Annotated in this window: 26 protein-coding genes and 1 pseudogene; 22 read left to right on the forward strand and 5 right to left on the reverse strand. The window is 61.2% G+C overall.

Annotation, left to right across the window (positions count from 1 at the left end):
* Positions 1-31 precede the first annotated feature (31 nt).
* The 6 genes from ASF14_RS19685 (at position 32) to leuD (ending at position 5,462) form a co-directional block, all read left to right on the forward strand.
* Complete coding sequence (locus tag ASF14_RS19685; protein ID WP_056439359.1) at positions 32-733, forward strand: CoA transferase subunit A; 702 nt, start codon at positions 32-34, stop codon at positions 731-733.
* A gap of 295 nt (positions 734-1,028) precedes the next feature.
* A complete protein-coding gene (locus tag ASF14_RS19690; protein WP_236697162.1) occupies positions 1,029-1,781 on the forward strand; it encodes an HAD family acid phosphatase in 753 nt (250 codons plus the stop codon).
* Positions 1,781-2,416 carry a CoA transferase subunit B gene (locus ASF14_RS19695; RefSeq protein WP_056439489.1) on the forward strand — a complete coding sequence of 212 codons (636 nt, stop codon included), beginning with the start codon at positions 1,781-1,783 and terminating at the stop codon, positions 2,414-2,416. Before ASF14_RS19690 ends, ASF14_RS19695 begins: the two co-directional genes overlap by 1 nt.
* Positions 2,416-3,105: a glutathione S-transferase family protein gene (locus ASF14_RS19700; protein WP_056439362.1), complete on the forward strand. Its 690-nt coding sequence runs from the start codon at positions 2,416-2,418 to the stop codon at positions 3,103-3,105. Before ASF14_RS19695 ends, ASF14_RS19700 begins: the two co-directional genes overlap by 1 nt.
* A gap of 106 nt (positions 3,106-3,211) precedes the next feature.
* Positions 3,212-4,666, forward strand: coding sequence for a 3-isopropylmalate dehydratase large subunit (gene leuC, locus ASF14_RS19705; RefSeq protein WP_056439492.1), 1,455 nt, complete (start codon positions 3,212-3,214; stop codon positions 4,664-4,666).
* 175 nt (positions 4,667-4,841) lie between these two features.
* The gene (leuD, locus tag ASF14_RS19710) at positions 4,842-5,462 is read left to right on the forward strand and encodes a 3-isopropylmalate dehydratase small subunit (RefSeq protein WP_056439365.1); all 621 of its coding nucleotides are present in this window, start codon (positions 4,842-4,844) and stop codon (positions 5,460-5,462) included.
* Positions 5,463-5,494: 32 nt separating this feature from the next.
* Here the strand turns inward: leuD and ASF14_RS22450 are convergent, their stop codons facing one another.
* Positions 5,495-5,620: a hypothetical protein gene (locus ASF14_RS22450; RefSeq protein ID WP_269083258.1), complete on the reverse strand. Its 126-nt coding sequence runs from the start codon at positions 5,618-5,620 to the stop codon at positions 5,495-5,497.
* Positions 5,621-5,850: 230 nt separating this feature from the next.
* On the opposite strand from ASF14_RS22450, the gene ASF14_RS19715 reads away from it, so the two are divergent.
* The 11 genes from ASF14_RS19715 (at position 5,851) to ASF14_RS19765 (ending at position 13,666) form a co-directional block, all read left to right on the forward strand.
* Entirely contained in the window at positions 5,851-6,174 is a 324-nt protein-coding gene (locus tag ASF14_RS19715) for a DUF1476 domain-containing protein (protein ID WP_056439368.1), read from the forward strand.
* 2 nt (positions 6,175-6,176) lie between these two features.
* Positions 6,177-6,413 carry a BolA/IbaG family iron-sulfur metabolism protein gene (locus ASF14_RS19720; protein ID WP_042490079.1) on the forward strand — a complete coding sequence of 79 codons (237 nt, stop codon included), beginning with the start codon at positions 6,177-6,179 and terminating at the stop codon, positions 6,411-6,413.
* A gap of 25 nt (positions 6,414-6,438) precedes the next feature.
* The gene (gene grxD / locus ASF14_RS19725; protein WP_056439494.1) at positions 6,439-6,762 is read left to right on the forward strand and encodes a Grx4 family monothiol glutaredoxin; all 324 of its coding nucleotides are present in this window, start codon (positions 6,439-6,441) and stop codon (positions 6,760-6,762) included.
* A 247-nt stretch (positions 6,763-7,009) separates the two neighbouring features.
* Positions 7,010-7,378, forward strand: a complete 369-nt coding sequence (locus ASF14_RS19730) for a BlaI/MecI/CopY family transcriptional regulator (RefSeq protein ID WP_056439369.1) — start codon at positions 7,010-7,012, stop codon at positions 7,376-7,378.
* On the forward strand, positions 7,375-8,988 hold the full coding sequence (locus ASF14_RS19735; RefSeq protein ID WP_056439371.1) for a M56 family metallopeptidase: 1,614 nt from the start codon (positions 7,375-7,377) through the stop codon (positions 8,986-8,988). Before ASF14_RS19730 ends, ASF14_RS19735 begins: the two co-directional genes overlap by 4 nt.
* Before the next feature lie 92 nt (positions 8,989-9,080).
* Positions 9,081-9,938, forward strand: a complete 858-nt coding sequence (locus ASF14_RS19740) for an MBL fold metallo-hydrolase (RefSeq protein WP_056439374.1) — start codon at positions 9,081-9,083, stop codon at positions 9,936-9,938.
* The gene (locus tag ASF14_RS19745; RefSeq protein ID WP_056439376.1) at positions 9,923-10,666 is read left to right on the forward strand and encodes a DUF4230 domain-containing protein; all 744 of its coding nucleotides are present in this window, start codon (positions 9,923-9,925) and stop codon (positions 10,664-10,666) included. The genes ASF14_RS19740 and ASF14_RS19745 overlap by 16 nt, the downstream gene beginning before the upstream one ends.
* Before the next feature lie 45 nt (positions 10,667-10,711).
* A complete protein-coding gene (gene nadA, locus ASF14_RS19750) occupies positions 10,712-11,698 on the forward strand; it encodes a quinolinate synthase NadA (RefSeq protein WP_056439378.1) in 987 nt (328 codons plus the stop codon).
* Positions 11,695-12,543, forward strand: a complete 849-nt coding sequence (nadC, locus tag ASF14_RS19755; protein WP_056439380.1) for a carboxylating nicotinate-nucleotide diphosphorylase — start codon at positions 11,695-11,697, stop codon at positions 12,541-12,543. Before nadA ends, nadC begins: the two co-directional genes overlap by 4 nt.
* Before the next feature lie 23 nt (positions 12,544-12,566).
* Positions 12,567-12,962: a hypothetical protein gene (locus tag ASF14_RS19760; RefSeq protein WP_156361329.1), complete on the forward strand. Its 396-nt coding sequence runs from the start codon at positions 12,567-12,569 to the stop codon at positions 12,960-12,962.
* Positions 12,959-13,666 (forward strand): ribonuclease T2 family protein, encoded by a 708-nt coding sequence (locus ASF14_RS19765; protein ID WP_056439386.1) that lies wholly within the window; start codon positions 12,959-12,961, stop codon positions 13,664-13,666. The genes ASF14_RS19760 and ASF14_RS19765 overlap by 4 nt, the downstream gene beginning before the upstream one ends.
* 6 nt (positions 13,667-13,672) lie before the next feature.
* On the opposite strand, the gene ASF14_RS19770 is transcribed toward ASF14_RS19765, so the two are convergent.
* A complete protein-coding gene (locus ASF14_RS19770) occupies positions 13,673-14,092 on the reverse strand; it encodes a DUF4112 domain-containing protein (protein WP_056439389.1) in 420 nt (139 codons plus the stop codon).
* Between the two features lie 5 nt (positions 14,093-14,097).
* Positions 14,098-15,516 (reverse strand): ABC transporter substrate-binding protein, encoded by a 1,419-nt coding sequence (locus ASF14_RS19775; protein WP_056439496.1) that lies wholly within the window; start codon positions 15,514-15,516, stop codon positions 14,098-14,100.
* A 453-nt stretch (positions 15,517-15,969) separates the two neighbouring features.
* Here ASF14_RS19775 and drt3a point away from each other — a divergent pair, with 453 nt between their 5' ends.
* Complete coding sequence (gene drt3a, locus ASF14_RS21065; RefSeq protein WP_082442368.1) at positions 15,970-17,316, forward strand: antiviral reverse transcriptase Drt3a; 1,347 nt, start codon at positions 15,970-15,972, stop codon at positions 17,314-17,316.
* On the forward strand, positions 17,306-19,387 hold the full coding sequence (drt3b, locus tag ASF14_RS21070) for an antiviral reverse transcriptase Drt3b (protein WP_082442369.1): 2,082 nt from the start codon (positions 17,306-17,308) through the stop codon (positions 19,385-19,387). The genes drt3a and drt3b overlap by 11 nt, the downstream gene beginning before the upstream one ends.
* Positions 19,388-19,588: 201 nt before the next feature.
* On the opposite strand, the gene ASF14_RS21735 is transcribed toward drt3b, so the two are convergent.
* Positions 19,589-20,446, reverse strand: coding sequence for a hypothetical protein (locus tag ASF14_RS21735; protein ID WP_156361330.1), 858 nt, complete (start codon positions 20,444-20,446; stop codon positions 19,589-19,591).
* Between the two features lie 111 nt (positions 20,447-20,557).
* Here ASF14_RS21735 and ASF14_RS19780 point away from each other — a divergent pair.
* The 3 genes and pseudogenes from ASF14_RS19780 to ASF14_RS21745 form a co-directional block, all read left to right on the forward strand.
* Positions 20,558-21,112: pseudogene (locus tag ASF14_RS19780) on the forward strand (recombinase family protein); the annotation flags it as partial.
* 245 nt (positions 21,113-21,357) lie between these two features.
* Complete coding sequence (locus tag ASF14_RS21740; RefSeq protein WP_156361331.1) at positions 21,358-21,681, forward strand: hypothetical protein; 324 nt, start codon at positions 21,358-21,360, stop codon at positions 21,679-21,681.
* 22 nt (positions 21,682-21,703) lie between these two features.
* Positions 21,704-22,102, forward strand: a complete 399-nt coding sequence (locus ASF14_RS21745; protein ID WP_156361332.1) for a hypothetical protein — start codon at positions 21,704-21,706, stop codon at positions 22,100-22,102.
* Between the two features lie 40 nt (positions 22,103-22,142).
* Here the strand turns inward: ASF14_RS21745 and ASF14_RS19790 are convergent, their stop codons facing one another.
* A complete protein-coding gene (locus ASF14_RS19790; protein ID WP_056439394.1) occupies positions 22,143-22,685 on the reverse strand; it encodes a MucR family transcriptional regulator in 543 nt (180 codons plus the stop codon).
* Between the last annotated feature and the right edge of the window lie 37 nt (positions 22,686-22,722).

Consider the following 22,722-nt stretch of genomic DNA (forward strand, 5'->3'; position numbering starts at 1 on the left):
TAACGCTTCCTCCATCACAGGGAGGACGCCCATGCAGAAGCTCTATTCCGACGCGGCCGCCGCGCTCGACGGCCTGCTCCATGACGGCATGACGATCTGCGCCGGGGGCTTCGGCCTGTGCGGCATCCCGGAGCGGCTGATCGACGCGATCGAGGCCGCCGGGGTCAAGGACCTGACCATCGCCAGCAATAATGCCGGGATCGACGGCGTGGGGCTGGGCAAGCTGCTCCGCTCGCATCAGGTCAAGAAGATGATCTCGTCCTATGTCGGCGAGAACAAGGAGTTCGAGCGGCAATATCTCAGCGGCAAGCTGGAGGTCGAGTTCTGTCCGCAGGGCACGCTCGCCGAGCGTTGCCGGGCAGGGGGCGCTGGCATCCCCGGCTTCTACACCAAGACCGGCGTCGGCACGAAGGTCGCCGAGGGCAAGGAAGTGAAGAGCTTCGACGGCGAGGACTATATCCTCGAGCGCGGCATCCGTGCCGACCTGTCGATCATCAAGGGGTGGAAGGCCGACGAGGCCGGGAACCTGATCTTCCGCAAGACCGCGCGCAACTTCAACCAGCCGATGGCGACGGCGGGGCGCATCTGCGTCGCCGAGGTGGAGGAAGTGGTGCCGGTCGGTTCGCTCGATCCCGACCAGATCCATCTGCCGGGCATCTATGTGAAGCGGATGATCGTCGGCGCGCCGTACGAGAAGAAGATCGAATTCCGCACGGTGCGCGAGCGGGTTTGATTTTCGGGGGGCGGGGGATGCGGAGCGCGCCAGCCCTCCCCCCGACCCCCTCCCGCCTGCGGGAGGGGGAGCGCTTTTGGCGGAGGTGTGGTTCATGAAACGCATGATGATTGAGCAACACAGTCGCCAAATCACCTCTCCCCTCCCGCAAGCGGGAGGGGTTGGGAGAGGTCTACCCGGTCTGAGGCTAGGCGCCGCACTCGCCGCCGCCCTTGCCCTATCCGGCTGCGTCGTCGCCGTCGGCAACAACAGCGCCGCACCCCCACCACTCGCAACCAACCCCAAACTCGCAGGGATGCAATATCTCTACGGCTCGGCCGAAGCCGATGCGATCTCGCGTCAGGCGTGGAACGCCCTCGTCACCTATGCCGCCGACCGCATCCGCCGCCCGCAGGCCGACAGCGTCGTGCTGGCGCAGGGCGCGAGCCTCGAAAACCCGCGCTTCGTGCCATGCGCGGGCAAGCGACCCGCCGCCGTCTTCGATGTGGACGAGACGGTCCTGCAAAATCTCGGCTTCGAATATGACGATTTGAACGGCCGTTCGGGTCGCGATTTCAACACCCGCTGGCGCGCCTGGGAGCAGAGCGATGGCCATGCCGTCCTGCCCACGCCCGGCGCGGCGGCGGCGATCGCCGATCTGCGGACCATGGGCGTAACCGTGATCTTCAACACCAACCGCGACGATCCGGCGGGTGCGGCGCGCGTGATCGACGCGGCGGGGCTTGGCCCGGCGGTGCATGGCGACACGCTGTTCGTGCGCCCCGACACGGGCAGCGGGGACAACAAGGACCCGCGTCGCTGGCAGATTGCACAGCGTTACTGCGTGATCGCCATGGGCGGCGATCAGCTGGGCGATTTCAGCGAGTTGTTCAACGCATCTGCCCCGGTGGCGGAGCGGCGTGTCCGGGCCGATGGCTCGCGCGTCGCGGCCCTTTGGGGGCGCGGCTGGTTCGTCTTCCCGAACCCCGTTTACGGCAAGGCGCTGAAGGGCAGCGCGGACGACATCTTCCCCGCCGACCGGCGGTGGCACCCGACAGGAGAGCAGTGATGGCCTGGACCCGCGACGAAATGGCCGCCCGTGCGGCCAAGGAACTGAAGGACGGTTTCTACGTCAATCTCGGCATCGGCATCCCGACGCTGGTGGCCAACCATATCCCGCAAGGGGTCGAGGTCACGCTGCAATCCGAAAACGGGATGCTGGGCATCGGGCCGTTCCCTTATGACGACGAGGTCGATCCCGACCTGATCAATGCGGGCAAGCAGACGATCAGCGAACTGCCGCACTCGGTCTATTTCTCGTCGGCCGACAGCTTCGCGATGATCCGGGGCGGGCATATCGACTTGACCGTGCTGGGCGCGATGGAGGTGTCCGAGGGCGGCGACATCGCCAACTGGATGATTCCCGGCAAGATGATCAAGGGCATGGGCGGTGCGATGGATCTGGTCGCGGGCGTCAAGAAGATCATCGTCGTCATGGAGCATAACGCCAAGGACGGCAGCCCCAAATTTATCCCCGAATGCACCCTGCCGCTGACCGGGCGCAACGTCGTCGACATGATCGTCACCGATCTGGCGGTGTTCCAGCGCCCCGATCACGACAGCGCCTTCCGCCTGATCGAATGCGCGCCGGGTGTCACCGCCGATGAGGTGGCGGCGAAGACCACGGCGAAGTTCGACCGCTAATGGCCTATACCCTCGTCACCGCGAACCGGAATTATTCCAGCTGGTCGCTGCGCCCCTGGTTGCTGATGAAGGCGTTGGGGATCGGCTTTGCCGACCGGATCGAGCCGTTTGCGGCGACGGAGAATTACGAGGCGTTCCGCGCCTTTTCGCCGACGGGGCAGGTGCCGGTGCTGATCGATGGCGAGCGGACCGTTTGGGATTCGTTGGGCATCACGCTGTATCTGGCCGAACGGCATCCGGGTGTCTGGCCCGAGGACGAAGCGGCGCGGGTCTGGGCGATGTGCGCGGTGGCGGAAATGCATGGCGGCTTCGGCGCGCTGCGGGCCGAGCGGACGATGAATATCGGGGTGCGGGTGGACGCCAAGCCAGCGTCACCCCGGCTGGAGCGCGATGTCGCACGGCTGGCGGAATTATGGGGCGAGGGGCTGTCGCAATTCGGTGGGCCTTGGCTGGCGGGCGATCGGTTCTCGGCGGTCGATGCCTTCTACGCACCGGTCGCGTTCCGGGTGCGGACCTACGGCATCGATGTCGGTGCGGTGGCGGCAGCCTGGGTCGAGACGGTACTGGCTCATCCGGCGGTGCTGGACTGGGAAGCGCAGGCCTTGGCCGAGACGTGGCGGGACCCGGATCATGAGGTCGAGCTGGCCGAATGTGGCGGCGTAACGGCGGATTTTCGCGCCCAGAGGTGATGGGAGGGGCGTGGCCTTCGCTGCATGACAAATTCGCCATCCTAAAGAAATAACATTGCGCCACACCTTTGCGTTGCGCATCTTTTCGGATAACAGCGCCCGCATCATGGCCCAACGACCCCAGACTCTGTACGAGAAGATCTGGGCCGCGCACGTTGTCGAACGGCGGCCCGATGGCACCTGCCTCATCTATATCGACCGTCACCTCGTGCACGAGGTGACGAGCCCGCAGGCGTTCGAGGGGCTACGCGCCGCCGGGCGCAAGGTGCGCCGTCCCGAACTGACGCTGGCGGTGCCCGATCACAACCTGCCGACGACGCCGCGCAAGGACGCGAACGGCAACCTCCTGCCCATCGCCGACCCGGAAAGCGCGCAGCAGTTGGACGCGCTTCGCCGCAACACCGCCGAGTTCGGCGTCGACTATATCGACGCGACGGCGGCGGCGCAGGGCATCGTCCATGTCGTCGGGCCGGAACAGGGCTTTACGCTGCCGGGCACGACGCTGGTCTGCGGCGACAGCCATACCTCGGCGCATGGCGCGCTGGGCGCGCTGGCCTTCGGCATCGGCACGTCGGAGGTGGAGCATGTGCTGGCGACCCAGACTTTGCTGCTTTCGCCGTCCAAGACTATGGAAGTGCGCGTCGACGGCGTGCTGGGTCACGGCGTGTCGGCCAAGGACGTGGTGCTGGCGATCATCGGCAAGATCGGTGCGGCGGGCGGGACAGGCCACGTCATCGAATTCACCGGCAGCGTCATCCGCAACCTGTCGATCGAAGGTCGCCTGACCATCGCCAACATGTCGATCGAGGGCGGCGCACGCGCCGGCCTGATCGCGCCGGACGAGACGACCTTCGCCTATCTGAAGGGGCGTCCGATGGCCCCCAAGGGCGCGGATTGGGACAAGGCGGTTGCCTGGTGGCGGACGCTGCCGACCGATCCGGGCGCGGTCTACGACAAGGTCGTGACTCTCGACGCCGCCGACATCGCACCGAATCTGACCTGGGGCACCAGCCCCGAGGACGTGGTGCCGATCACCGGCGTCGTGCCCGATCCCGACAGCTTCGCCGATCCGTCGAAGCGCGAAGCGGCGCGCAAGTCTCTGGACTATATGGGGCTGACCCCGGGCACCGCGATGCAGGACGTGCCCATCCAGCATGTCTTTATCGGCAGCTGCACCAACAGCCGTATCGAGGACCTGCGCGCCGCCGCCGCCGTGGCGCGCGACCGCAAGGTGGCGGACGGCGTCCGTGCGCTGGTCGTTCCGGGCTCGGGGCTGGTCAAGCGTCAGGCCGAAGAAGAGGGGCTGGACCGCATCTTCGTGCAGGCGGGCTTTGAATGGCGCGAGCCGGGCTGTTCGATGTGCCTGGCGATGAACCCGGATAAGGTGCCCGCGGGCGAACGCTGTGCCTCGACCTCGAACCGCAATTTCGTCGGTCGCCAGGGCCCCGGTGCGCGCACCCATCTGCTGTCCCCCGCCATGGCCGCCGCCGCTGCGGTGACCGGGCGCCTTTTCGATGTTAGAGAGTTGAAGAGCCACGATTTCGATCGTGAAGGCATCTGACAGGGACGATAGGGGATACGCATCATGAAGCACGTATTGGTCATGCTCGTCACCGGCGCCGTTCTCTGCGGCGCGGCGGCCTATGCCGCAGGCATCGCGTCACGCCCCGCCGTGGCCGAGCAGCGTCCGCAGCGCGCGGGCTGAACGCGCGGGTTTCGAATACAGGGATGATGGAATGAACCCGGTTACGACCGTCTCCGGCACTGCCTATCCATGGGGCGCCAAGAATATCGATACGGATGTCATCATCCCGGCACACTGGCTGAAGACGATCACCCGCGCCGGGCTGGGGCGCGGCGCGTTCGAGACGGTGCGCGCGCAACCGGACAATATCTTCGATGATCCGCGCTATGCGGGCGCGCCGATCCTGATCGCTGGCGACAATTTCGGTTGTGGGTCGAGCCGCGAGCATGCGGCCTGGGCCTTGGCGGACATGGGCATCCAGGCGGTGATCGCGCCGAGCTTTTCCGATATCTTTTCGGGCAACGCCTTCAAGAACGGGATCGTCCCGGTCGTCCTGCCGCAGGACGCCGTGGACCGGTTGGTCGAGGTGGCGAAGGACCAGCCGATCACGGTCGATCTGGAGACGATGACCGTCACCACCCCGTTCCAGGACCGCTTTGCGTTCGAACTCGATCCGTTTCGCCGTGAATGCCTGATGAAGGGGCTCGACGAAGTCGGCCTGACGCTGGCGCGCGACGAAGCGATCGGCAGCTTTGAAGGGCAGATGGCCGAGGGGCGCCCCTGGATCGCGGGTCGTCAGCGCCTGGACGCCGCCACCGTGGGAACCGCCTGACGAAGCCTGGTGCTGGCGTCCTGACAAAACCGTCAGGACGCGGCGACGATGACCCCGGCGATCAGCGCCCATAGGGCAAGCGAACCGATCAAGCCGTTGATGATGCCCAGCATCGGATTGTCGCGGCGGTCGGGTGGCATGACGTGGGAATGGGTCACGATGCTCTCCTAAGTTGCCGGTGATATCCCCGTTTTCCGGGGGTTTATCCCGTTTCGTTATAATTACACTACGCATCGTCCAAGACCTGGTTCCCATTGTTTCCCCTGCGCAACGATCCTTCGGCGCGCCGTGCAACACCTGATCGGCGCATCGGTTGCACGCGGACGCGACGCCCCCTATCTCGGACGTTATGTTTGGATGGCCCACAGGGCTGGGGGATGGCGAACCGATGGACAGTTTCGACGATCGCAGGAAGGGCTTCGAGGCCAAGTTCGTGGCCGATCAGGACATGATGTTCCGCATCACGGCGCGGCGCAACCGGCTGGTCGCGCAATGGGCGGCCGAGCGGATGAAGCTGACTCCCGCCGAAACCGATGCCTATGCCAAGGCGGTCGTACAGGCCGATTTCGAGGAAGCGGGCGATGAGGACGTCATCCGCAAGCTGCTGGGCGACCTGACCGCCGCCGGAATCGACGTCGACGAGGTCGAGGTCCGCCGCGCGCTGGACGAGCAGCTGGTCGAGGCGCGTCGCCAGCTGATGGAGAGCCGCTGACCATGCCGATGGCCGCCGATGACATCGCCACGATGATCCGTACCGCCATTCCCGATGCCGAGGTCCAGATCACCGACCTTGCCGGGGACGGCGACCATTATGCCGCGCATGTCGTAGCCGCCAGCTTTGCGGGCATGAGCCGGGTCGCACGCACCCGCGCCGTCTATGCCGCGCTGGGCGGACGCATGGGGGGCGAACTCCATGCGCTGCAACTGACCACGGCGGTTCCGGCCGCCTGATCCCATTCCCTCAAGGATGAATGATATGACCGACGATACGAATGCGCGGATCGATGCGCTGGTGAAGGACAATGCCGTCCTGCTGTTCATGAAGGGCACGCCGCTCTTTCCGCAATGCGGCTTCTCCAGCCGTGCGGTGGCGATCCTGAACCATCTGGACGTGCCGTTCGAGAGCGTCGACGTGCTCCAGGACCAGGGCATCCGCCAGGGCATCAAGGCCTATTCGGACTGGCCCACCATTCCGCAGCTTTATGTGAAGGGCGAATTCGTCGGCGGTTCGGACATCATGATGGAGATGTACGAAAGCGGCGAACTGGCCGAGCTCGTCCAGGACGTGAAGACCGCGTGATAGGTCGACGATCGTAAGATCGGAAAGGGGGCTGGATTACGATCCGGCCCCCTTTTTATTCCTCCCCTGCAAGGGAAGGGGGACCACCGCGAAGCGGTGGTGGAGGGGTGTCCCCGCTGGCCGTGATACCTCTCCGTCAGTCCTGCGGATTGCCAGCTCCCCTTGCAGGGGAGGAATGGATCGACCCTATTGACTACGCCTGTAATCGGAATAGGATTACGCTTGTAGTCAATAAGAGGGCGAGTCGATGGCCGAGCGTATCAGCGATGCCGAACATGCCGTGATGGAGGTCCTGTGGGAGGAGGCTCCGCTGACCGCGCAGGATGTCGCGGAGCGGGTCGACCCCGAACGCGGCTGGAGCACCAACACCGTCAAGACGCTGCTCGGCCGCCTGCTTGCCAAGAGCGCCATCGCGCATGAGGAGCAGGGGCGGCGCTATCTGTATCGCCCGCTGGTCGCGCGCGACGATTATGTCGTGGGTGAATCCCGCCGCCTGATCGACCGGCTGTTCGGCGGTCGCCTGACCCCGCTGGTCGCGCATCTGGCAGAGCGGGACGAGCTGACCGCACAGGACATTTCCGAGATCGAGGCGCTGCTCAAGGACCTGAAGGCATGAGCGGCGCGCAACTCGGCTGGGCGGTGGAGGCGATGATCGCATCCACTCTCCTGATGGCGCTGGTCCTGCTGGCCCGCCGCCATGTCCGCCAGGCCTTCGGGCCGCAGATCGCCTATGCGCTCTGGGTCTTGCCGCTGCTTCGCCTGCTCCTGCCGCCGCTGCCGCGCGGACTGTCCGAGCAGGCGACCCCGCCGCTGGCCGCCGCGAGCGAGCGCTTCGCGACCTTTGTCGTGCTGCCCATGACCGCGCAGATTCCCGCCACGGTGGATGCGCCCGGCATATGGCAGAGGGTGGAGCAGGGTGTTGCACTGTTCTGGATCATCGGGGCGGCGGGTTTCCTGGGCTTCCAGCTCTTTCGCCACTGGCGCTTCCGCGCGCGGTTGCTGGCCGATGCCGAGCCGCTGGAGGCTGTGGAGGGCGTGCGTGTGGTCGCCAGCGACGGCGCACCGGGCCCGCTCGCCTTCGGCATTTGGCACCGCTACGTCGCTTTCCCGCGCGATTTCGCCGAGCGTTACGACGCCGATGAGCGCGATCTGGCGCTGGCGCACGAGCTGGGCCACCATGCCCGCGGCGACCTGATCGCCAACTGGGTCGCGCTCGCCGTGCTGGCGCTCCACTGGTTCAACCCGCTGGCGTGGCGGGCCTTCCACGCTTTTCGTGCCGATCAGGAGCTGGCCAACGACGCTCGCGTCCTGAAGGGGCGCAGCCGTGCCGACCGGCATGTCTATGCCTGCGCCATCGTGAAGGCCGCGCATGGCCGCGCACTGTCGGGCGCCTGTCACCTCCACACCATCGATGACCTGAAAGGGAGGCTGAAGATGTTGACCACTTCTCCGAAATCGCGTCGCCAGCTGGCGATGGGCGGGGCCACCGTGTCGCTGCTGGTCCTGGCCGGGCTGGGGGCGACTGCCTCGGGCACGCCGGCGGCGGCGGCGCTGACCAAGAAGGTCGAGCGGACGCTGGGCGTCGACCTGACCAGCACGGTCGCGGTCCTGCCCGCCGTCGTCCAGACCACGCCGGAGGCGCCCGAAGCGCCTGCCGCGCCGTCCGTACCTGTGGCTCCGGCTGTCCCTGCAAAACCCGTGGTCGCGATCGCTGCGACGGTTCCGGAGGTGCCCGCCGTTCCCGCTGCACCTGCGACTCCCCAGGCCGCCAAGGTTCCCGCCGCGCCGCAGGAACCCGCCGCGCCCCGTGTCCGCGTCGTGACGCTGCGCAACGGGCATAAGGTCAAGTTCGTCGGCGACAATGGCATGGTCCCGATGGTGCCCATGCCCCCGATCCCCATGGTTCAGGCGCGTGCCTGTGGTACCGGCAACAGCGATACCCGCACCAGCTATATGACGGTCGACGGCAAGACCCGGCGGCAGGTGACGATCATCTGCACCGACCGGATCGAGCGGGATGCTCGTCAGGCCTCGCTCGCCGCCGTCCATGCCCAGCGCACGGCGCAGGTGAGCATGCAGATCGCGCTCGCCAGCATCGAGAGTGCCCGCGCCTCGATCATCCGCGACCGCAACCTGTCCGAGGACGCCCGGCGCGACGCACTGAACGGCCTGAACGAGGCAACGGCCGAGTTGAAGGCCGACATGGCGAACCGCGATCGCGACTGACCGGACCACGACTTTACCCCAACTCGACCTCTGTGCCCGTCCGACGGGGACAGGGGTTGCCCTTTGTCCGCCGCTTGCCCACATGGTCGGGAATGGCTGAGCACCCGACCGGCATTCCGATCCTGCTTGAGCCGCTGGTCACCCGCGTGCTCGCCCCCAATCCGTCGCCCTTCACCTATACGGGCACGCAAAGTCATGTCGTGGGCGACCGCGACGTGGCGGTCATCGATCCGGGGCCGGACGATCCCGCGCATCTGGACGCACTGACCCACGCGATCGCCGGGCGGCCGGTGGTGGCGATCCTGATCACCCATCATCATCGCGACCACAGCCCGGCCAGCCGCGCGCTTGCCCACCTGACCGGCGCCCCGATCGTCGGGGCGGCCCCGTTCGCCGCCGACTATCAGGGTGGCCAGTCCGACGCCGCGTTCGACCGCGACTATGCGCCGGACCGGGTCCTGGCGGAGGGCGAGGGGGTGTGCGGCGACGGCTGGACGCTGAACGCCATCGCGACGCCGGGCCACACCTCCAACCATCTCGCCTTTGCGCTGCCCGAGACCAGGGCGCTGTTTTCGGGCGATCACGTCATGGGCTGGTCGACCAGCATCGTGTCGCCGCCCGATGGCGACATGAGCGCTTATATGGCCAGCCTGGAAAAATTGATGGAGCGCGACGACCGGGTCTATTACCCGGGGCATGGCGAGGCGGTCGAGAATCCGCAGCGGCTGGTGCGCGGGATGCTGGGCCATCGCAAGCAGCGGGAGGGGCAAATCCTGCGCCTGCTGGCGGCGGAAGAGAGGTTGCCGATCGCGGCGATGACCGCCCGCATGTATGTCGGCCTGAACCCCAAACTGATTCCGGCGGCGGAACGATCGGTGCTGGCGCATCTTTATGACCTGCGAAATCGCGGGCTGGTTCGCGAGGAAGGAGCATCATGGATCAGCGCGTGACGCCGCCTGCCGACACGCCGGAGCCGCCGTCACGGCCGCGCGGCGGGGTCGGCCTGTTCCTGACCAAGGTGGCGGGGGTAGTGCTCCTGCTGGTGCTGGCCGGACTGATCATGGTGTGGGGTGTCCAGCGTTATGTCGAGGATCGGCTTACCCCCGATCCGACCACCATCGCCCGCGCCAGCCTGGACGGCCTGCGCGAACAGAACCGGCTGTCGGCCTTCGCGGCGCGGTACGTCGCCGTCGTGACCTCGCGCCAGTCGCAGCTCGGCTTTTCGACCGAGCGGACGCTGATCATGCCGGGCATGGTCCGTTACGAGGTCGATCTGGGCAAGCTGCGCCAGCAGGATGTGCGCTGGGATGCGAATGCCCATGTCCTGTCGGTGACGCTGCCCCCCGTTGAGATCGACGGGCCGCAGGTCGATCTGTCGGCGATCCGCGAATATGGATCGGGCGGCCTGCTGACCACCTTCACCGACGCCGAGCAGCGGCTCGACGCCGCCAATCGCACGGCGGGACAGGTCGAGCTGATGCGACAGGCCCGTGCGCCGGCGCCGATGAAGCTGGCCCGCGATGCGACGCGGCGTGCGGTCGAGCGCAGCTTCGCCATGCCGCTGCGCGCGGCAGGGGTGGAGGGCAGCGTCAAGGTCCGTTTCTCCGACGAAGCGGCGGGTGACGAACGCTGGGACACGACGCGCAACCTGCAAGAGGTTCTTGGCAATAGCGGCTGACGTGGCCAATTGTCGGCGCGAGCCCATGCGCCTAGGGGGAATGCCATGACCATCCAGACGAATCTGACGGGCCTCGACCTGCGCGCCGAGATCGACCGGCTCCGCAAGGAGCGCAACGCCGTCATCCTCGCCCATTATTATCAGAAGCCCGAGATTCAGGACCTGGCCGATTTCGTCGGCGACAGCCTGGACCTCAGCCGCAAGGCGCAGGCGACCGACGCCGACGTCATCGCCTTTTGCGGCGTGCGCTTCATGGCGGAGACGGCCAAGATCCTGTCGCCCGACAAGATCGTCGTGCTGCCCGACATGGCCGCCGGGTGCAGCCTGGAGGATAGCTGCCCACCCGAACAGTTCGCCGAGTTCCGGGCGCAGCACCCGGATCACATCGCGCTGACCTATATCAACTGCTCGACCGAGGTGAAGGCGCTGTCCGACATCATCGTGACGTCCTCCTCGGCCGAACAGATCCTGGCGCAGATCGACCCCGCGCAGAAGATCATCTTTGGCCCCGACCGCAATCTGGGCGGCTATCTGGCGCGCAAGACCGGCCGCGACATGCTGCTGTGGCCGGGCGTCTGTATCGTGCACGAGGCGTTCAGCGAAACCGAACTGCTGAAGCTGCGCGCCCAGCACCCCGACGCGCCGATCGCCGCGCACCCCGAATGCCCCGCCGTGATCCTGGACCATGCCGATTATGTCGGCTCGACGCGCGGCATCCTGGAGTTCGCACAGACCGTGACCAGCGACACGCTGATCGTCGCGACAGAGCCGCACATCATCCACCAGATGCAAAAGGCGATGCCGGGCAAGACCTTCATCGGCGCGCCGGGCGCGGACGGCAACTGCAACTGCAATATCTGCCCCTACATGGCGCTCAACACCATGGAGAAGCTGTACCTTGCGCTGCGCGACCTGACCCCGCGCGTCGAGATCGAGGAAGGGCTGCGGCTTCAGGCCAAGAAGAGCCTGGACGCGATGCTGACGCTCGCCAGCGGCACGGTCGGCAAGGGCGATCTGGGCCCGCGTTCGTGACGGAAAGCGTGATCGACGGGTTCGACCTCGACAGTTTCGTCCAGGCGACACTGGCCGAGGATCTGGGGCCCGGCGGCGACATCACCTCGGCGGCGGTGATCCCGGCGGAGGCGCGGTTCATCGGCACCATGGCCAGCCGCGATGCGATTACCGTCGCCGGGTTGCCCATCGCCGAAGCGTTCTTCCGCCACCTCGACGCCGATGTCGTCATCGAGCGGCTGGTCGAGGATGGCACCAGCGTTCCGGCGGGCACCGATCTGCTCCGCCTGTCCGGCAAGGCCCGCGCGATGCTGACCGCCGAACGGTCCGCGCTGAACACCGTCCAGCATCTGTCGGGCATCGCGACGATGACGGCGGCTTATGTCGCGGCGATCCAGGGCACCGGGGCGACGCTGCTCGACACGCGCAAGACCATTCCGGGCCTTCGCCTTCTGGAGAAATACGCCACCCGTATGGGCGGCGCGCAGAATCATCGCATGGGCCTGTGGGATGCGGCGATGATCAAGGACAATCACGTCGCGGTCGCGGGCGGCATCGGACCGGCGGTCACGGCGGCGCGAAAGGCGGGGATTGCGCGGATCATCGTCGAGGTCGATGCGCTCGACCAGATCGAACCGGCGCTGACGGCGGGAGCGACCCATTTGTTGCTCGACAATATGAACCCGGCGCAGCTGGCCGAGGGCGTCGCGCTGGTCGCGGGCCGGGTGCCGACCGAGGCGTCGGGCGGCGTGCGTCTCGACACCATCCGCGCCATTGCGGAATCGGGCGTCACCTATGTCAGCGTGGGTCGCTTGACCCAATCGGCCCCGGCAGCCGATATCGGACTGGATTTCGCCGCCGCCTGAGGCGGGCTTGGAAGGGGAAGATCGTGCGACCGAAGTCGGTGATATTGGGCGAGCGGCTTTCGTTGTTTGCCATCCTGTTGCTGGTGGTGCTGGCAGTCATCGGCTGGGCCGACACGGTCGCCCAGGCCGGGGTGGCGATCGCGATCATCGCCAATGGCCTGCTGATCGGGCTGTTCCTGCTCGGCACGCTGCTGACCACTCGCATGGCCAGCCGGGTCGGGCTGGGACTGCTGGTCGTACTGACGATCCTGAACCTGCTTGGTTTTCTCTATCAGGTGTCGGTCGGTGCGCTGGCCGAGGGTGCGTTCGGCGTGCTGACGGCGGTGCAGGCGGCGACGTCGCTGGTCGCGGTCGTGATGCTGATGCGGCCCAATGCCCTGGCTTGGTATCGCGCGATGGCGGAGGTAAGCGAAGCATGAAACACGTAATCATCGGTATGGCGCTGTTGGCCGCGCCGCAGCTGCTGTCGGCGCAGACGCTGCAATGCACCGCACCGCGCGGGGCCCAATCCATCCGCCCCGACCTGCCCAGCCAGAACCAGCCGACCCGCGTGCTGCCGATCGGCGGCTACACGCTGGCCATCACCTGGAGTCCGCAATATTGCCGCGACCCCAAGGGGAATAGCAGCTTCCAGTGCGGCGGCGCCAACCGCTTCGGCTTTACCCTGCACGGGCTGTGGCCCGATGGCGTGGACAAGGACTGGCCGCAATATTGCCGCCCGACCGCGATCATCCCCCAGGCGGTCGTCCGCCGCCATATCTGCGCCACCCCCTCGGCGCAACTGATGCAGCATGAATGGGCCAAGCACGGCACCTGCATGAGCGGATATAGCCCGGCCCGCTATTTCCAGCGGTCGAACGCGCTATATTACGGGCTGCGCTTCCCGAATATGGACGGGCTGTCGCGTCGGAATAGCCTGACCGCAGGTGATCTGGCGACCGCCTTTGCCGCCGCCAATCGGGGGATGACCGCCGACATGATGCGCGTGACCGCCACGCGCGAAGGCTGGTTGGACGAAATCTGGATCTGCCTGAACAAGGCATTCCGCCCCGCCCGCTGTCCGGCGCATCAGGGCGGATTGTCGCCCAACGCGCCGCTGAAGATCTGGCGGGGCAGCCGCTGACCGCGCTTACCCCTCCAGCACCACGCTGGCGGGGTGATGCTTGTCCAGATGCTTGCGGATGATCCGCAGGTTGCGCGTGTTCGACCGGAACAACACATCGGCGGCGTCGCCGATCAGCGGCACGAAGCCCAACAGCGCGTCGAAGCCGACATTGCCCATCATCCGTGCCATCTGGAATTTGGACAGCCCCAGATTGCGCGCTTCCCAGATGATGTAGCTGCCCAGTGCCGCGGCGGCGATGTCACCGACGATCGGGACCAGACCTAGTATCACGTCGAGCCCGATCGGGCGGTTGAGGCCAGGCAGCACGACGACACGCTCCAACAGGCGCTCCATCGCCTCGATCCGCTGGCGGCTGGCGGCAATGCTCTTGTCGAGCGGCAGAGCGTCGAATGCCGTGGGGTCGATGCGGGACGTGTTGGCCATGCCGTTCAATTGGTGATGGCGCGCAATCGGTTCAATGGATGCCACGCGCGGCTGTTGGTCTGGAATTGCCGCAACCGGGGCGTGGTGAGCGACCAGCGCAGCGGGCGGGCCAAGGGGATGAAGGGCGTGTCGGCATTGATCGCCGCATCCGCCGCCGCGATCGCCGATCCGCGTTCCGCCAGCGTCGGGGCCAGCCGTGCCTGCTCGATCGCCGCCATCGCCGCCTCTCCACAGGGCGCGCAGGCGGTCGCGAGATACCAGCGCGCGCTGTCATAGGGGGCGACCGCATCGATCAGGCGGAGGTCGGCCGGATCATCGAGCGCCACCCGTTCGGGCGTGATGCCGATCGCCAGCAATGTCGCACCGATCTGGCCATAGAGCAGGTTCGCGCCCGGCCCCTGCGGCAAGGCAATGCGCAGCCGCACCGGCTGACCCCAGGCGGCGACCCGAGCCCGCGCCCCGCTGCGCCGCTCGTCCAGATTGAGTAGCGCCCAGCCGGGAATTTGCGGCGGGGCGTCCGAGTCGAGCGTGTCGGGCAGCAGGCGGTCGGCGGCTTCCCAATTGGGGGCGACCGCCGCCAGCATGGTAGCCCGGTCGAATGCGGCCGACAGCGCCTGGCGATTGGCCGGGTCCGCCAGGAAGCCGTCGCGACGGACGATACTCAGCCCGAAAAGACCGGCCGCCGGATCGACCCGGATGGCGGCCTGGTTGATCCGGACGGCGTCGAGCAGCGGCCATGTCTCGAACCGACCGCCGAGCAACAGGTCGGACCGGCCGCCCGCAAAACGCAGGATGGCGCGTGCCGGTGTCTCGGCGATCAGGCGGACATCCTCCTCCGGCGCGGGCGTGGCATCGTCCTCGGGCTCGATACGACGGGGATCGGGGATGGGGCGTAGCAGCGGGGGCGGCCCCGCCCGGATGATGCGGAAGGGCCCGGTGCCCCGACGCCCCCGGTCGACGATCGCCATTTCGGGCTGGGCGAACAGCTTCAAAAGGTCGGGGCGGGGGCGCGACAGGCGGATTTCGATGACCTGCGGCGTCATCACCACGATCTCGTCGATCGCCGTCAGGAAGGGGGCCAGCGGGTTGCCTGAATGGGGCGAGACCAGGCGCCGCAGGATCGGCACGACCTGCTCGGCGGTGACGGGTGAGCCGTCATTCCACTTGGCCTCGCGCAGGCGGAAGATGAAGCTGCCGCCCTCGTCGATGACGATCCAGCGTTCGGCCAGCCCCGGCTCGATCTGGCCATTGGCGTCGAAACGCACCAACCCCTGCGCCAGCGCATCGCGCAGCACGCGGCGCGACGTGTCGTCATCGGCGGGGAGCAGTCCTCCGCCGGACCGGGCGGAAGGGTTGGTGGATTGGACGGTGCTGACGACCACCGCCCCATGATCGGCATGGCGCTCGCAGGCGGTCGTCGCCATCAGCGCGGCCGCCAACCCGATGGTGCGGACGGCGGGACTCGAACCCGCACTCCATAGGAAGCCGATTTTAAGTCGATGCCGGGCACATGCCCTTAAGTGCCCTTTTCGACCTAGATACATGCTCTTAGCGCTCTTCTGTGGTGAATGGGGGGGGCCGGGAATACCCGCTTTTACCCCCATTTTCCCGGATCGATTACACCAAAATTACACACGGCCTGACGGCAAACGGCAGGAAGTCGATATAGAACGGATATGGCAAACTAGGACGTCCCACCCTTCCAAAGGTTTGGCACCCACCTCTTCCGCCAGCGCCGTGGTACGACATGTTGCTTTTTCATGCTATTTTGGCATGCCCCGATCCCCCAACCCACATAGCAGCCAACATACTGACTGATTGCGTTTTCTCGCATTCCCTTGATAATCGATTCCGTGACTTAGGAGCGATGGCACGGGATGCTAGACCAAACATTCTCTTCAACGAATTTTCGTAGAATATATGACGAAGAGAACCGCCGGGGCAGAAATCTGGATCAGCGGTACTTTCCCACTCTTACCGATGCGAGCGCCAGGATAACTGCTGCGACCGCGCGAATTCGAGATTGCCGTCGCAACCATCAACACGTCAGCGATGAAGAGCTACAGCGAGTGCTACAACCGCTCTATGACGACCTTCGGGATGCAAGAGAGACCCGCGAGACACGGTTAGCATTTGAAATTGAACAGATTGCCGCCTTGGCAACGTCGAGAGGATTTCGGGTTTCTCTAGAAACGGCAACCGGCCCAAATGAGATGCCTCTTTTTCCAATAGCGGATGAGTCCGCCACATATTTCATAAGCAAGCAGTTGCAGAGAAATCTATCCCGACTTTACCATCTTAAACCAGGTGACCGTCGTGCCATTGTGAGGCAGGTTAAAGACGTCTTATCGACCGACTTTAATCTATACGTTGTTCGCACAGATATCACTTCTTTTTATGAAAGCATTGATAGGCAAGAGCTTATATTTGATATTGATAAAGACCAGTTACTAAGCCTCACCTCAAAGCATCATATAAAATCGATATTAAAGTGCTACGGCGAACTCTCGGGTAATAGGAAAGGGATTCCTCGGGGTGTAGGAATAAGCGCCTATCTATCAGAACTGTACATGCGAGGCGTCGACAGCCGTATAAAACAGATTGAGGGCCTTACGTTCTACGCGCGCTACGTTGACGACATATTGGCCATTTTCTCACCGACAGCGATGACCGACAATTCGACTTATCTTTCCCTTATGAAATCGGAAATTGAGGCTCGCGGGTTATCGATAAATGAACAAAAGACAAAATGCGGACCTGCACCACAATCGTCGTCATTCCATTTTGAATATCTTGGATATGAATTCACCTGGGCAGGCGGCTGCTGCGAATTGGAAATGTCTAATAAAAAAATGGACCGTTATCGGATGCGGATAGATCGATGTTTTCAATCATACAGTAGAACTACGCCTATAAACCAGCGTAAGGCAGAACGCCTGCTGGTTGCGAGAATTAAATACCTCACTGGCAACACGAGACTGGTCAACAACAAAGGGTTCGCGTTTACAGGAATATACTATAATAACTCCGAACTAACAAAACTTGGAAAACTGAATGGATTAGACGCCTATCTCCGTCATAAGGTCCAATCAATATGTAGCGCCAGCCTGCAAGACCGCATACTAGCCTACTCCTTTCGCAGAGGCTTTGAGCAAAAGCCGTTTTATCGATACAATACAATGGAATTCTCTAATATTGTAAAGGCGTGGCGCTATGAGTCGTAAGGGGAAACGCCTTTCCAATAGGGTTCAGCGGCCGATCTTGTCAGATACACTGCCTTTTGAAGTTCCAGCATCCTTTAGCAACCGTCATTTATGCAAACTACTTATAAAGTATGACGTTAGGCTTGATTCTGGCGTCATAAGATGGACTTCACCCGATGATAGCCTCGATATTTTCATCAGAATGTTGACTGGCGTTGCTGAAACAGAACGTATTTCTATTAGCAGCCACAACGAGTTCGGCAAGCAAAAGCAAATACGCTCGTTGAGAATGGAAACCCACATGGTAACCATTCCTTTCCAGTTTGAGATTTGTCATAAAGAAAAGGAATCTAGAAGACTTACAGTACCTCATCCATTAAATCAGTTAGCAGTCGCGGAGTTCTACAACGAACACTCCTCCATCATAACGTATTATGCCAATCGAAGCCCATACTCTATTCGAAAACCTACGGCCGTGGCTCGATATTCGAACTTTAAAGACAGGATGCACGACCGCCTACTTGCGGCTCAAAATGGGCAAGTAGAAGAACGCAACAAGGAGTATGACCAGTTAGGTTCATACTTTTGCTATGAAACTTATAGTAACATATTCAAGTTTTTTGAATCTTTTCAGTATCACCGCGCTGAAAAGCGTTACGATGCCATGGCCAAATCTGATATAAGCAAGTGTTTTGATAGTATATACACCCACTCTTTGGCTTGGGCTATCCATGGCAATCAGGCGGTCAAAGACGGCATCACCACCTCTAATTCTACATTTAGCGGTAGATTTGACGCGCTTATGCGCTCGCTAAATCAAAATGAGACCAATGGTATTGTTATAGGTCCCGAGTTCTCACGCATATTTGCCGAACTTATCCTGCAATCCGTAGACCAAAAATTAGAAATAGTTCTTAGAAAGAAAAATATTTATCATCGAGTAGATTATGAAATATATAGATATGTGGATGACTACTATATTTTTTACAACAAATCCGCAGATTTGGATATAATTGTTGAGCAGCTTCGTCATTTGCTTGTTGACGTCAAACTTGCAATCAATCCAGACAAGACGAAGATTTACAATAAGCCAATTATAACCGAGATAACAGTCGCTAAAAATTCAATATCCGACTTATTTAATAGCTCTATTGTTGTGACACCCGGCTCACAAAATCGCAATTTCGATGCTACAGTACGAAGCGACGACGGCCCCGCTATTGAGAATTTTACATGCAGAGTTGATAGCAAGTCACTCATAACTGCATACAAGACGATTTTGAAAATATCGAATGTGACTTATATTGAAGTAGGAAACTACACCTTTGCTTTGATAGAAAAGAAGATAGACAAAATACTTACCGCCTATGTCGCGTCTAGTGCAGACAACAGGTCGGAATTGGCTTTAACTCGCGCCCTGATCGAAATGATTGAATTTGCATTTTTTGTTTATGCCTCCGCGCCGAGAGTCAATATCTCCATTAGGGTTGCGCGCATTGTATCTATCATTACAAAGTCTATGAGAAATATTCCTGTATCTATTGAGCACAGGCACAGGTTTTTTAAGTACGTTCATGAAAACGCAGTTCACCAACTAAAGAAAAATCAGGTTCTTGATTTTAAGGAAATAGAAAATCTATATCTTCTAGTTGCACTTGGCGAAATTGGCAAAGAGTATTGTCTTGATGAAAATTCCTTACTTTCGCATTTGAAAATAAAGAAGTCGGAAGATGGTATCTATAAATCTGAGTATCGCATAGGATATTTTACTATTACCGTGCTTCTTTTGTACCTAAAAAACAAGGTAAGATACAACGGCTTGCGAAACTTTTTAATTGAAGAGGCTGTGTCACATATCGAAGCACGTAAACATTATAGGCATCGTGACGCAGAGGTCTTTATGATGTCCCTAGACATTATTTCATGCCCGTTTGTCGACGACATCGCCAAAAAGCGTATCGCGGCCGTATACGGTTTAAGCGATGATCAATTTGGCTCTCTTACGTCTCTCACAACATATTGGTTTACGACGTGGTCAGGGGGTAAAATTGCTGACGAGCTTGATGCGAAGCGGCGACGTGAGGTATACTAGACTTGGCGCACCGTTCGATACCATGACTGTTAGGCAGTTCACACACCAGCGCCGAATCCAGCTACCCGTTGAAAGCAGGTAGTCGGGCGAAACCGGTAGGGACGGGCCGGTTTCAACACGCATCACAGAAAATCTTCACGACGATAACGATGACTTTGGAGTCGCGTTGATCGAGTTGAGTAAATTCAACACTCCGAATTACTAAGTGAAAACGTTGCGATACTCACCTAAGGTAGTAATCACATCAGCACCTAGCTTCTCTATCGTTGCAATCCCAGCCTGCGGATGAAGCTTCATCATTTCATCAGAGCAAGCTGCCAACACTTGCGTCGCTAGTAGCAGTCCGTAGCCCATGTAGGCCCGATCATATGGATTTTCGTTGCCGTTACCCCGTTTATGTTCGGCCATTCGGAACACAGATACAGGACCAGTATGGACGAATGAACTCATGTGGCGGTATGTCATGCGAAAGGCCGCACGATTGACACTAAGACTTTCTAAAACATCATCCTGTATAAACGGAAGCTTATCGCCGCGCGATAGTTCAGCTTTCCTTTTTTCGGAAAGATTATTGAATATTGAACTATTATTGAGTTCGGCGATTATCTCACTTTGGCGGTTTGCGAACTCCGCATCGTTAGGGTCACCACCACCGTCGGTCACTAACCTATATCTTGCGCGGTTATCCATTAGCCAAAACAGACGAATACGGAAAAACCATTCGTCATCGTCACCTGTCTCAACGCAAAGCCAATGGAAGAAAAGCCAAAGCTCTACATTGCTTCTTACGATGCCCGAAACAGACGCAAGGTCCCAATGGGCCTTAGGCTTGGGGAAGGGGCATATGCTGTGAAGGGTGATTGAGGATACGACCAGCTTGGTAAAAAGCACTGACGACCAATACTGGCGACCAGTTTCCGAAGGGCGACCTCCGGCATTGAACGATATAGCTGTCGCAATCCGCAGCATGGCCTTTAGCGCCGCTCGGTGAGCGATGTATTCAGAGCGCGGCATCATGTCATCGCTTGGGCCTGTGTAGGCGTGTTCGTCTTTTTCCATGCCCGTGCTCCTGAAATGCTGCGCACTTCGTTGCTGTCGATCGGTAAAAGTCAACCGCGCAAGGTATAGCCCGCCGCTCCACACCGCCAACCGCCCTTTTTTTTTTACTGTCGCGTTTCCAAGTTTGACCAATCAACCGACAATCAGGTTCAGGAGATTGAAGGCGCGGGCTTCAAGGTCGAACCCCGCCGGATCGTGGTTGAAACTGTGTCAGGCTCTGTCCCCGCTATGGAGCGCAAGGGCTTCTCCAAGCTGCTCGACCGAATAGAAGCGGGGGACGTGTTGCTCGTCACAAAGCTGGACCGTCTAGGCAGAAATGCCATGGATGTTCGAGCGACCGTTGACCGCTTGGCGGGCGAAGGCATCCGTGTTCATTGCCTTGCCCTTGGCGGTGTTGACCTAACGTCCCCCGCCGGTCGCATGACAATGCAGGTGATTGCCGCTGTCGCCGAGTTCGAGCGCGATCTACTCATTGAGCGAACACAGGCGGGGCTTAGTCGAGCAAAAGCCCAAGGTAAGACCCTTGGAAGGCCGCAGAGTCTCACCGCCGCCGAACAGGCTGATATCCTAGCTGAACGCAAGAGCGGGGCTTCCTTGGGCGTGTTGGCGACCAAATACGGTGTTTCCCGTGCCGCTATCCAGCGGGTGGAAAAGCGAGCGGCATAGTAGCTGCTAGACACCCGTAGCGACTGCGCATACGAAGCATATGCCAGTCCGATCTTAGCCGTGAGGACCGGCCCGCATCCGTGCGGCGAACGTAGGCACTCGACCAGACAGGTCGGGCGGCCTGCTGAATAAAACACCTTCGGGGAATACGCAGGGCGCGTGTTCCTACGTTCGCGCGCGGCTAACCGTCCCGACTGTCGGGCCGGAGCGGTCGAACGTGGGATAACCATATGCGGAAGTCTGTCGTGGCTATCGTAGCCGCGTGCCTGTCAGTGCCCGGCACGGCACAAATCACTAATCCTGGCGACAATCCAAGTCTGAATCAGTTTTTCGACGGTGCCAATCAGTGCCTTTCCGATTTCGACACGAAGGCAAAAGCCAAGAAGCTATCTGTAGATAGTTACAAGGCTGCGATTGATGGTGCGTGTGTTGATAAAATCAAAACCCTTCGAGCCTTGTATATGCTTAGCATGGAGAGGAATCCCAATCAGGATTATCACATCGAACGGTTCGATGCCAATGTGAAGGACGCAAAGGCTAAGATGGTGTCTGACTACGCCATGCGCTGATAATGTTTTTGGGGGACGGGCTATGCGTGCCTTGGGTATTATCATGTGGCTTGGAGGGGCGTTGCTGGTCGCCTATGCCACCTTTGTATTTGATACCTCCGTATCGGGAGGAGTGTTCGGGGGCAGGGTCGTCAACCTCGCCTTGCAGCAGCAGCAATTGACGATGGTTATATGCGGTGCTGCACTTTTTCTCTCCGGTGTAGTGCTTCACGCTTTCGATGTAGTCCGCACGGGGCAAGGTGGCCAGTCGGGTTCGGATCGGCGGTCCGTATGGCAAGCTTATCGTGACGAAGTAGATCGTATCGATGCCGAAGCTAGCGAAGATGGGCAGCCTGACCCGCGTGCCGATCATAGCGAGGTGGATACCATTAGCGTACAGGGCGTCGATGATCGGCAGGATCGACGCTACCATATGCGTTGACTTGGAATGATAGGGGCGGGTCACTCCCGCCCCATTTTCGTTATTCCCCCGATGTACCCAGATGCGCTTGGGCAGCAGCCTTAGCATCCGATATTGGCTTGCCCTTACGAGCGGGCTTCGCGTCTGCCTTAGCGGATTGCGCTGCCTTCGGACTCTGACCGGGCTTACGACCAAGACCAATCTTCTTCGCCATGGCGCGGCGGCTTTCCGAATAGGTTTCGGACACCATCGGATAATCAGCTTTGAGGCCATAGCGATCCCGATATTCCTCCGGCGTCAGGCCGTTGGTCGCTAGGTGTCGGCGTAGCGTCTTGTAGGGCTTGCCGTCGATCATCGAAATGATGTGATCTTTGGACGCCAGCGACTTTCGAACCGATACGGCCGGGGTATATTCGGTAGGAGCCACTTGTTCGGTGGCTTGGGTGCCGCCGCCGCCGAGCAATGCTGAAACCGTTTCGTGCATCTTGCCCAGGAAAGCCGGAACCTCATCGGCAGGGGTACGGGTGTTCGGGTTGCCCAACCACGCGATAGTCAGGTCCGTTGCCAACTCTACGGCATTCACGTTTACGGCTTCGTCCGCCATGATCGCTCCTTCGCTATGACCTTGTAATCATATTGTT

It is taken from the genome of Sphingomonas sp. Leaf257 (genome assembly GCF_001422185.1).
Taxonomy (GTDB): domain Bacteria; phylum Pseudomonadota; class Alphaproteobacteria; order Sphingomonadales; family Sphingomonadaceae; genus Sphingomonas; species Sphingomonas yabuuchiae.

Bases quoted from the DNA above. Each gene is read 5' to 3' on its own strand.
- leuC (WP_056439492.1), top strand. From the start codon at position 3,212: ATGGCCCAACGACCCCAGACTCTGTACGAGAAGATCTGGGCCGCGCAC.
- ASF14_RS21745 (WP_156361332.1), top strand. From the start codon at position 21,704: ATGCGTGCCTTGGGTATTATCATGTGGCTTGGAGGGGCGTTGCTGGTC.
- grxD (WP_056439494.1), top strand. From the start codon at position 6,439: ATGACCGACGATACGAATGCGCGGATCGATGCGCTGGTGAAGGACAAT.
- drt3b (WP_082442369.1), top strand. From the start codon at position 17,306: ATGAGTCGTAAGGGGAAACGCCTTTCCAATAGGGTTCAGCGGCCGATC.
- ASF14_RS19700 (WP_056439362.1), top strand. From the start codon at position 2,416: ATGGCCTATACCCTCGTCACCGCGAACCGGAATTATTCCAGCTGGTCG.
- ASF14_RS19730 (WP_056439369.1), top strand. From the start codon at position 7,010: ATGGCCGAGCGTATCAGCGATGCCGAACATGCCGTGATGGAGGTCCTG.
- ASF14_RS19765 (WP_056439386.1), top strand. From the start codon at position 12,959: ATGAAACACGTAATCATCGGTATGGCGCTGTTGGCCGCGCCGCAGCTG.
- ASF14_RS19715 (WP_056439368.1), top strand. From the start codon at position 5,851: ATGGACAGTTTCGACGATCGCAGGAAGGGCTTCGAGGCCAAGTTCGTG.
- ASF14_RS19740 (WP_056439374.1), top strand. From the start codon at position 9,081: ATGGCTGAGCACCCGACCGGCATTCCGATCCTGCTTGAGCCGCTGGTC.
- ASF14_RS21735 (WP_156361330.1), bottom strand. From the start codon at position 20,446: ATGGAAAAAGACGAACACGCCTACACAGGCCCAAGCGATGACATGATG.
- leuD (WP_056439365.1), top strand. From the start codon at position 4,842: ATGAACCCGGTTACGACCGTCTCCGGCACTGCCTATCCATGGGGCGCC.
- ASF14_RS19745 (WP_056439376.1), top strand. From the start codon at position 9,923: ATGGATCAGCGCGTGACGCCGCCTGCCGACACGCCGGAGCCGCCGTCA.
- ASF14_RS19685 (WP_056439359.1), top strand. From the start codon at position 32: ATGCAGAAGCTCTATTCCGACGCGGCCGCCGCGCTCGACGGCCTGCTC.
- ASF14_RS19735 (WP_056439371.1), top strand. From the start codon at position 7,375: ATGAGCGGCGCGCAACTCGGCTGGGCGGTGGAGGCGATGATCGCATCC.
- ASF14_RS19790 (WP_056439394.1), bottom strand. From the start codon at position 22,685: ATGGCGGACGAAGCCGTAAACGTGAATGCCGTAGAGTTGGCAACGGAC.
- ASF14_RS19690 (WP_236697162.1), top strand. From the start codon at position 1,029: ATGCAATATCTCTACGGCTCGGCCGAAGCCGATGCGATCTCGCGTCAG.
- ASF14_RS19695 (WP_056439489.1), top strand. From the start codon at position 1,781: ATGGCCTGGACCCGCGACGAAATGGCCGCCCGTGCGGCCAAGGAACTG.
- drt3a (WP_082442368.1), top strand. From the start codon at position 15,970: ATGCTAGACCAAACATTCTCTTCAACGAATTTTCGTAGAATATATGAC.
- nadA (WP_056439378.1), top strand. From the start codon at position 10,712: ATGACCATCCAGACGAATCTGACGGGCCTCGACCTGCGCGCCGAGATC.
- ASF14_RS19775 (WP_056439496.1), bottom strand. From the start codon at position 15,516: ATGGCGACGACCGCCTGCGAGCGCCATGCCGATCATGGGGCGGTGGTC.
- ASF14_RS19770 (WP_056439389.1), bottom strand. From the start codon at position 14,092: ATGGCCAACACGTCCCGCATCGACCCCACGGCATTCGACGCTCTGCCG.
- ASF14_RS19720 (WP_042490079.1), top strand. From the start codon at position 6,177: ATGCCGATGGCCGCCGATGACATCGCCACGATGATCCGTACCGCCATT.